This is a genomic window from Vibrio sp. 10N.222.46.A1 (assembly GCF_041473595.1).
Classification (GTDB): domain Bacteria; phylum Pseudomonadota; class Gammaproteobacteria; order Enterobacterales; family Vibrionaceae; genus Vibrio; species Vibrio tasmaniensis_A.
The window spans coordinates 1-1,985 of record NZ_JBFRSN010000643.1 but is presented as its reverse complement, the minus strand read 5'-3'; the positions used below and the strand labels follow the sequence as shown (position 1 = coordinate 1,985).

Annotated in this window: 2 protein-coding genes; both read right to left on the bottom strand. The window is 44.0% G+C overall.

The genetic code is table 11. From position 1 onward, the window contains the following. The coding region (locus AB4496_RS17565; RefSeq protein WP_372131495.1) for a SpoVR family protein at nt 1-475 on the bottom strand (475 nt) is incomplete at its 3' end. 11 nt (nt 476-486) lie between these two features. After that, nucleotides 487-1,758: a YeaH/YhbH family protein gene (locus AB4496_RS17560; protein ID WP_009848997.1), complete on the bottom strand. Its 1,272-nt coding sequence runs from the start codon at nt 1,756-1,758 to the stop codon at nt 487-489. Nucleotides 1,759-1,985: the final 227 nt, after the last annotated feature.

Sequence of the window (1,985 nt, the reverse complement as noted above, 5' to 3'; positions counted from 1 at the left end):
ATAGATAGTCGATAATCGAGCTTGCATCAGTCCAAGTTTGGAACAGGTAATTACCCTTAAAGAACGAGTTATGGCCGTAACAGGCATGCGCCATTACCAACGCTTGCATCGTGACCGTGTTCTCTTCCATTAAGTAAGCGATACACGGATCTGAGTTGATCACGATTTCGTACGCTAAGCCCATTTGGCCGTGTTTGTAGTTTTGCTCTGTTTGGATGAACTTCTTACCAAAAGACCAGTGGTTGTAGTTGATGGGCATACCAATGCTGGAGTAAGCATCCATCATCTGCTCAGAGGTAATCACTTCAATCTGGTTCGGGTAAGTGTCTAAACGGTAATGCTGCGCCACACGCTTAATTTCTACGTGATATTGTTCCAAGAGGTTGAACGTCCAATCTGGACCATCAGGCAGCATCTTGTTGTTTTTCTTCTGTGCAGATTTGTCTTTCTCTGCAACGTTTGATTTCGCTGTCATGGCAAACTCCCTTACGCAGTCTCTTTCTGGAACAGTTCTCTAAACACAGGAAAAATATCATCCACCGTTTTAATGTTCTTCATGGCGAAGTTATCGAAGCTCGCTTCTAGCTTCTCGTACTCGTGCCAAAGCGTTTGGTGTGAACGGCGAGTAATCTCGATGTAAGAGTAATATTGGCAAGTCGGTAATAGCGTATTGACCAACAGTTCTTTACAGCGAGGTGAGTCATCCGCCCAGTTATCTCCATCAGAAGCTTGTGCTGCGTAGATATTCCACTCATTAGCAGGATAACGATCTGCGACAATTTCTTTCATTAGTTTCAGTGCACTAGAAACGATCGTGCCGCCAGTTTCTTGTGAATAGAAGAACTCATGTTCGTCAACTTCTTTAGCCTGAGTATGGTGACGAATAAACACAACATCGACGTTTTCATATGTGCGATTGAGGAATAAGTAAAGCAGTACGTAGAAGCGTTTTGCGATGTCCTTGGTAGCTTGATCCATTGAGCCAGATACATCCATTAGACAGAACATAACGGCTTGGCTAGATGGAATAGGGCGCTTCTCATAATTTTTAAAACGCAGGTCGAAGGTGTCAATGAACGGCACGCTTTCAATTTTTTTACGTAACTCAGCAATCTCTTCTTTTAAGCGACTCTCTTCGAAAGGTTGTGCTGGTTCTGTCATTTTTACTTGGTCAAGTTGCTCCATCAGTAGGTTGAGCTCGCGCTTTTTACCTGCTGTCATCGCGGTTCTACGAGCCAGAGATTGTTGCAGTGAACGAACGATAGCGATATTAGATGGAATCCCCGCGCTTTGGTAACCAGAGCGGTGTGTTTTCCATTCGGTGATTTTGTTGACCTGATTCTTCTCTAGATTAGGCAGAGCTAAATCTTCAAAGAGAATATCAAGATATTCATCTTTTGAAATTTGGAAGGTAAATTCATCTTGGCCTTCGCCATCAGGGCTTGCGTCACCCTGGCCTGAGCCACCACCTTGACCACCACCTTTAGGACGTTCAATTTTATCGCCCGTGATGAACTGGTCATTACCTGGGTGAACGCGTTCTCTTACGCCGCCTTGACCTTGGTGAAAGCTTGGCTCTTTGATGTCTTTATGAGGAATAGTGACGTCTTCACCGGTTTCAGTATTGGTGATTGAGCGTCGGTTGACTGCATCGGCCACAGATTCTTTGATTTGCTCTTTATGGCGTCGTAAGAAACGCTGTCTGTTCACAGCACTCTTATTCTTGCCATTGAGCCTCCGATCGATAAATTGTGCCATAAGAACTCCCTCTCAGCTGATTTTGCGATCCTACTTTTTATTCGGGTATAAGAGTTATTAGTTTACTAAAGCTATTCGTTCGTTAGGGTATAAAGTTATTGGTTTGTACGAGCTGCCCAATTGAGCAGCTCAATACAGTTTGGTTATGAGGATTTACGAACTCTTAGGTACCACTCAGATAGCAGTCTCACTTGTTTCTCGGTGTAGCCTTTTTCCATCATACGAGC